Genomic DNA, 7,145 nt, shown 5'->3' with positions numbered 1-7,145 from the left:
TAGGCTGTTTGCAGGAGTGAATTCCACTCCCATCTTTGCAGAAGTTAATTCCGTATTTTGAATCGGTCAACTGGAATTTAGTTTTTCAAATAACAACTGCCTATTTATCCTTTAATGCCATGTAACATGTTTGATTAAGCTCTTGTTTCTATGGTACTATAAATATAATAGCAATTGTGTAACCGCTTTACTTCTTTAGGTGTCAACTTGGAAATAGTTTGCAGAATAGGCTGTGACAAAAAATGGAGGTTGGTTAATTATGAAGAAAAGTAAACTTTATATATTTACTTTAGTTTTGGTGCTTTCAGTATTATCGGCTTGTGGTTCTTCGATAGATAAAGATAACAATGAAGCAAAAAATTCTGATGACCCAATAGTTTTAGGTTCATTTGTTGACACTGAAGGTGGAATTTTAGGTAATATGGTCCTCTTAGCACTTGAAGAGAATGGTTATACGATTACAGATAAAGTTCAATTTGGAACGCCAGATGTTCAAAGAAACGCACTATTACAAGGTGAATTAGATATTGGAATTGACTATACTGGTAATGGCCAATATTATTCTGAAGGATTTGAAGAAGAAGTTTGGGGAGATATAGAAGAAGGTTATAATTCTATTAAAACATATGATGAAGAAAACAATGGTTTAACTTGGTTGGAGCCTGCAAAAGCTAATAATACTGAAATGTTAGCAGTTAAAAGAGAATTTGCGGAGACTAATAATCTAAAGACACTAGAGGATTTTGCAGATTATGTAAATAATGGAGGTCAAGTTAAATTTATTACTAGTCAGCTATTTGCAGAAAAAAACATGGGACTCTTAGGTATGGAAGAAGGCTATGGCTTTAAATTACAACCAGACCAACTTATCATGCTCCCACATGGAAATACTGCGGAGACAATCAGTGCGCTTGCAAACGGAACGGATGATGTCAATGTGGCACTTGTCTATGGTACTGATGGTTCATTACCAGATTTAGACTTAGTTGTCTTAGAAGATCCACTTTCTATTCCACCGGTATTTGAACCATCTGTAGTAATTAGATCAGAAATATTAGAAAAATATCCAGAAATAAAAGATGTCATAGAAAATACATTCAAAACATTAACTCTTGAAAATTTACAAAATATGAATAAAAAAGTAATTGTAGATGGTTTATCACCGAAAGATGTTGCAAAAGACCACTTAATAGAAGAAGGTATTTTAGAATAAATTAACTCAAAAGGTGATTATATGAATAAAATAAAAGATAAAACATTGCTACTGCTTTCCTTCGTAGGAGCAGTAGCATTTGTTTTTATGACTTTAGTTGAACTTAAACCAAACAGAATCTCTCAAGGTATAAAGTATTCTAGTTTAGAATTTTTTGGTAGCTTAGGAATGGTCCTTCTGGTTTTATGGGGAAGTTTAATCCTTCTGGCATTTTATGAAAAAAAAGCTAAAAATATTATTATTTTTATACTGACATCTCTTTTGCTCTTATTATTATTTTGGATTTTGCAGTTAAAAACTGGAGACTATACAGCTGGTATGACTTCAGCTAGGGTCAGTTTCTCTTCTGGTTTCTATGTTCAAATCTTTTGTATGTATATGCTTTTTTCTACCTATACTCAGCGTATTAAAGAGCATAAATATATAAAATGGATTGGATTTTTAAGTATTTTTACAATTTTAGCTTATTTTATGTTTACTGGCACACTGGATGACTTGTCTTTAATCAAAGAATACAATATAAAAAAAATGCAATTCACTGATAATATGAGAATCCATGCCTTATTAACTTTCAGTTCAGTTGTTACAGGTGCAATCATAGCCATCCCATTAGGATTTTTAGCTTATTCGAAAAAAAAGCTCGAAGATAAAATTATGGTTCCACTTAGCATAATTGAAACAATACCAAGTCTTTCTTTATTTGGAATTCTTTTAGTTCCGCTATCTGGACTTGGCAAGTTACCTTTTTTTGATGCTATAGGAGTAAGCGGAATTGGCTGGGCTCCTGCATATATTGCACTAACTCTATACACACTTCTTCCAATAGGAAGAAATACTCTGACTGGATTTTATTCAGTCGAAAAAAATGTCATAGAGGCTGCAAAGGGAATGGGTATGAGTAAGCGTCAAATATTAATGAAAATTGAATTACCATTAGCTTTCCCAATAATATTTACAGGAATTAGGATTGCTTTTATTCAAACGATTGGAGGGGCAGTTTTAGCGGGTCTTGTAGGTGGTGGAGGAATGGGTACTTTTGTATTTTTAGGACTAGGTGAAGCTTCACCTGATTTAATCCTTTTGGGAGTACTTCCGATCGTTTTTTTCACAGTGCTACTTGATTACATTTTAAGAGCCTTTGAAAAGACTGTGAGGGGTGTTATATATGATTAAAATAAGTAATGTAACAAAAAAATATGGAGATTTCACTGCGGTAAAAGATCTGTCATTAACAGTAAACAAGGCAGAGTTTTTAGTTATACTAGGTCCTTCTGGTTGTGGAAAATCAACTTTACTGAGACTAATAAATAAAATGATTGCTAGGGATAGTGGAGAAATAGAAGTAAACGGTGAAGATATAGATGATTTAAAAGGAGAAGAACTTAGAAAGACTATCGGCTATGTCATTCAAAGTATCGGATTATTTCCTCATATGGATGTTAAAAAGAACATTGCGACAGTTCCCCACCTATTAAAGTGGAAAAATGATAAGATTTCTAAAAGAGTAGACGAGATGTTAGCATTAGTTGGATTAGAACCTGAAAAATATAGAGATAAAAAGCCTTCTGAATTGTCAGGTGGAGAAGCGCAAAGGATAGGAGTTGCTAGGGCCATTGCATCTGACCCTGATATTTTACTTATGGATGAGCCATTTGGTGCAGTTGATCCAATAAATAGGCTGAGACTTCAAAAAGAATTTCGAAAAATCCAAAAGGAACTTAAAAAGACGGTTGTTTTTGTAACGCATGATATTGATGAAGCCCTGCTCCTATCAGATAGGATTTGCATACTGAATCAAGGGGAAATCGTACAAATAGATACGCCAGAAAGAATTGTTTTAGATCCCAAAAATGAATTTGTCAAAGATTTTTTTAAAGGAGAAGGTATTTTAACCATTCTATCAAGAAAACCTGCAATAGATTATGCTGAAGCTGTATTATTAGAGGAAGAACCACTAGATGAAAATGCTACTCTTAGAGATGTATTAACAGAAATGCTAACAACTGGAAAAGACAGAGTAGCACTTATAAATGGCAGTATTTCTTGGGATAGTATATTAAAAGTAGCTGGAAGTGATATAAATGAAGTCTGATAAAAAGGGATTAGTAGTTGCAGCTTTACTGGCTATTGTGCTTGTAATTATAGTTGCCTACTCAGAAGGATTTGAAAGCATCTTATATAAGTTTTTTAGTTCTAAAAGTACGGAAGGTTCTAGAACACTTTTGGTAGTTTACTTTATGGAACACATTTGGATGGTTTTATTATCAAGCTTGACTGCAGTTGCACTTGGAGGCATTTTAGGAATATTTGTAACGACAAATTATGGTCATGAATTTAAAGAATTATTATTAAAAATAGTGAATTTAGGTCAGGCTTTTCCATCACCTGCTTTATTAGCCCTGACAGTACCTCTTTTAGGATACGGGATAAAAGGAGCTTTGATAGCACTAGTTGTCTATGCCTTGATGCCGATAACCTATAATGTCGTCGTAGGTATAGAAGAAGTTCCAAAAGACATAATAGATGCAGCAAAAGGAATGGGTATGACAGAAGCAGAAATATATATCAAAGTAAAAATACCTCTAGCTTTAAATGTAATTTTAGGTGGAATAAGAACAGCACTTGTTATAAATATAAGTGCCACAACTTTGGCAGCGGCTGTTGGAGCAGGTGGCCTTGGCGTTTTAGTTGTAAATGGCGTAAGAACTTTTGATATGGTTTTAATATTAGAAGGTGCAATACCTGTGACCTTACTTGCAATAATAGTAGAGCTACTATTAAATGTATTACAAGAAAAATTAATTTGGAATGCCTAAAAATGTTCGGATTTAAAAATAAAAGTGGGGCGTTCCAGATTGCAATCTAGAATGCCCCACTTTTGTTTATATTTATTCAATGATTTCTTTCAATAGAGGGGGAGCCTATTTGTAGCATGAGGAAGAAATCGGGACGGAACAGTAGATAGTTAACAGTGAAGATGCGATTCCGCCCAATTTCTCATATTGGCTGAATAACCTTTAGGTGTAAAAATATGTTAAATCACTAGCAATGGTAGGGTAAGCAAATACGGCATCTGCCAGTTCAGCTGCTTTTATCTCTTTATTAATAAAGAAGGTAAAGAAGTTAATTAACTGATCGGCCTCATTGTTTAAACAGCTTGCACCTGCTAAAAGTCCAGAATCCTTATCAATAATAATATTAACTTTGGAAACAGGTTCATTGACTCTTAAATAATTAAACCAATTACTAGCATCAATGGTAGAGACTTCGTACTTATCCTTACTATTCTCTGCTTCTAAAACAGTAACTCCCACTTGTGCCAGTTTTGGACTTGAGAAGACATTCGTCGGTATTTTCGGATAAGCAATGGGGCAATCATTTTTATTGGTTAAGAGCGAGACTAGATAACTGGCTTCTAAACTAGATACCGGTGTTAATTTAGGTTGCTTTTTAGATAGGACATCGCCCAATGCATAGATAGCTGGATTACTAGTTTGTAAATAATCGTTAACTATAATCCCTTTTTTATCATAAGTAACGTCAGCATTTTCCAGTTTTAACTTTTCGGTATTAGCTAGGCGACCTGTAGTTGCAAATACTAAATCGGTCGTTAGCTCAAAACCTTTATCATCAGTAAGTTTAAACTGCTGGCCCACTTTCTCGATAAGAGTAATATTGGTATCTAAGTGGAATATGACCCCTTTTGCTTCTAGTTGACTCATTAACGCACTTACCAATTCTTGATCGTAAGCTTTAAGTGGGCGAGAGTTATGATGGATGACGTCTACCTGGGCCCCTGCAGCGTTGGCGATCGCTGCAAATTCAAATGCAATATAACCGCCACCGATAAAGGTTAACTTATCTGGCATATTAGGCAGCGAGAGAAAATCATCACTGGTCAGGAAATGCTCTTTTCCTTCAATATTTATTAAAGCGGGACGGGCACCTGTTGCAATGACAAATTGTGCCGCTTCTAGGATATGGTCCTGTACTTTTATATTTTTTGCATCTATAAATTCAGCGGTAGCATTATAAACATCTATTCCGGAAGCCTTTAAACGTTTTTTACTTTGTTCAGGAACTGGATCAGTAAAGGTATTTTTGAAAGCAATTAGTTGAGACCAATTAATTATAGGTGCTTCTTCAATCCCTTTTCCTATTAAATGCAAAGATTTGTTGTGCGCTTCTACCACAGAAAAAAGAATCTTTTTAGGGTCACAGCCTCTATTGGCACAAGTTCCACCCCATAAGTCATTTTCAACGATAGCAACATTTTTACCAGCAAAAGCCAATCCAGAAGCGGCTGTTTGTCCGGCTACACCACTGCCGATAACCACTACATCATATATCTTTTTCATTTTATCATCTCCTAAGTATGCTATTAAGGAATATTAGTGAGGGAATTCTTCATTTGAAGGGGAAATAGTTATTGGATGCGGGCAGAGTAAAATTTAAAATAATAAGCAATTTGGCCATCTAAGTATATTATTTCTTAGTAACTCGCTATTATGATACCATAAAAAGGAAGCGTTAACAGTATTGGGAGGATGATGATAGTGCTCGTGAATCAGAGCTTATTAGTCCACCGTTACAGATATCCATGAGGACTGGTAAAAGAACCGTTGGACATTCCTGCCAGGCTCGCCTGGCACAAAAGCACACGTATCAAGCAAAAGGAACTACAAAGTGATTTTACATAGGATTTAGGACTGGACCTATTTTTGCATGCGTTCTCCGATGAGGATGGCTTCACCGGAGAAGGTGCCGATAGTTACCGTTGTCCTCCGGCGAGCGAGCGCCTCACCGGAGTTGGGGATAGATTTTGAGTTGACCTTCAATCGCGAGGGCATCTGAGCATATTTTCCTGATAGTTTCTTCTTGACTTAAACTAACGTCAAGGGTTTATGATGGAATCATAAACCCAGATTCGGAACGGAGGAAAATGAAATGAACAGATCTTATAAGGTGATTTGCCATATGGCGATGTCGATAGATGGGCGTGCGGCGGGGCAGTATTTAAGTGCGGCCGAATTCGGACCGTACGGAAAGGCTTATGAGGATATGTTGGCCGCTTACGCTTCGGACAATTGGATCTGCGGGCGGATCACGTTCGAGCAGCACATCACCTTCGGAAACAAAGTGGATTTGTCCATTTACTCGGATGAAGCCATTTCGAGGGAAGACTACATTCATCCGGATGCATTCAGCTCATACGCGATTGCGGTCGATTCGGAAGGGAAACTCGGCTGGGAAACGAATGTAATCGGTGACGAGTATCCGGAAAGAAAAGGAGACCACATCGTTACGATTTTGAGCGAGTCGGTTTCTGATCGGTATCTGGCCTATCTCAGGAAAATCGGCGTTTCCTACATTTTTGCGGGGAAGAGCAAACCTTTGTCTATGACGATTGCTTTGGATAAGCTTCACAAACATTTTGACATCGAAACTTTCATGCTGGTCGGCGGCGGCTTCGTGAACGGATCATTCGCGAGCGAAGGCTTGGTCGATGAAATCAGCCTTATCATCGCCCCGCTTGTCGAAGGCGTTTCCGATTCCGTTTCACTGTTCGAGTTCGGGAACAGTCCGGATCAGCGTATCCGGAAGTTCAAGTTGGATAAATTCGAACGGATCGATCCGGATGGTATCCGACTGATCTATCTTTCGGAGTGAAACGAGGCTCATGAATAACGAAAGACCCACCGGATCCAATGGCAAAATGCCTCGGATCCGGTGGTTCTTTATGTTGATGATGCGGAAAGGAGCGCGTGGTCCGCTTAATCAGCCGTTTCCCGGACGGCATAGTAGTTGCCGTCCCTGTCGGGGAAGTTGAAGGTTCTGGCGCCGCCCATTTCGATGATTTCGCCGACCGTCTCGTTGTTTTCCTTGAAGCGCGCGTACAGCCCATCAAAATTCGCGATGTCGAACAATAAGG

At 37.4% G+C, this 7,145-nt stretch carries 6 protein-coding genes; 5 read left to right on the top strand and 1 reads right to left on the bottom strand.

Annotated features, from left to right (window positions below; genetic code table 11):
* The first annotated feature begins 259 nt into the window (after positions 1-259).
* From C8U37_RS14195 to C8U37_RS14180, 4 genes are read left to right on the top strand one after another with little or no spacing between them, the layout of a single operon-like run.
* Complete coding sequence (locus tag C8U37_RS14195; RefSeq protein ID WP_108033860.1) at positions 260-1,213, top strand: glycine betaine ABC transporter substrate-binding protein; 954 nt, start codon at positions 260-262, stop codon at positions 1,211-1,213.
* A gap of 21 nt (positions 1,214-1,234) precedes the next feature.
* Positions 1,235-2,386, top strand: a complete 1,152-nt coding sequence (locus C8U37_RS14190; RefSeq protein WP_108033859.1) for an ABC transporter permease — start codon at positions 1,235-1,237, stop codon at positions 2,384-2,386.
* On the top strand, positions 2,379-3,305 hold the full coding sequence (locus tag C8U37_RS14185; RefSeq protein ID WP_108033858.1) for an ABC transporter ATP-binding protein: 927 nt from the start codon (positions 2,379-2,381) through the stop codon (positions 3,303-3,305). The genes C8U37_RS14190 and C8U37_RS14185 overlap by 8 nt, the downstream gene beginning before the upstream one ends.
* On the top strand, positions 3,295-4,029 hold the full coding sequence (locus tag C8U37_RS14180; protein ID WP_108033857.1) for an ABC transporter permease: 735 nt from the start codon (positions 3,295-3,297) through the stop codon (positions 4,027-4,029). The genes C8U37_RS14185 and C8U37_RS14180 overlap by 11 nt, the downstream gene beginning before the upstream one ends.
* A gap of 201 nt (positions 4,030-4,230) precedes the next feature.
* Here C8U37_RS14180 and C8U37_RS14175 read toward each other — a convergent pair whose 3' ends face one another.
* Entirely contained in the window at positions 4,231-5,571 is a 1,341-nt protein-coding gene (locus tag C8U37_RS14175; protein WP_108033856.1) for a dihydrolipoyl dehydrogenase family protein, read from the bottom strand.
* 589 nt (positions 5,572-6,160) lie between these two features.
* On the opposite strand from C8U37_RS14175, the gene C8U37_RS14170 reads away from it, so the two are divergent.
* On the top strand, positions 6,161-6,883 hold the full coding sequence (locus C8U37_RS14170) for a RibD family protein (protein WP_108033855.1): 723 nt from the start codon (positions 6,161-6,163) through the stop codon (positions 6,881-6,883).
* Positions 6,884-7,145 lie beyond the last annotated feature (262 nt).

Source organism: Trichococcus patagoniensis (genome assembly GCF_003051085.1).
Lineage (GTDB): Bacteria > Bacillota > Bacilli > Lactobacillales > Aerococcaceae > Trichococcus > Trichococcus patagoniensis.
Note: the sequence above shows the minus strand (reverse complement) of the source record. Positions and strands in the feature narration are given on the sequence as shown.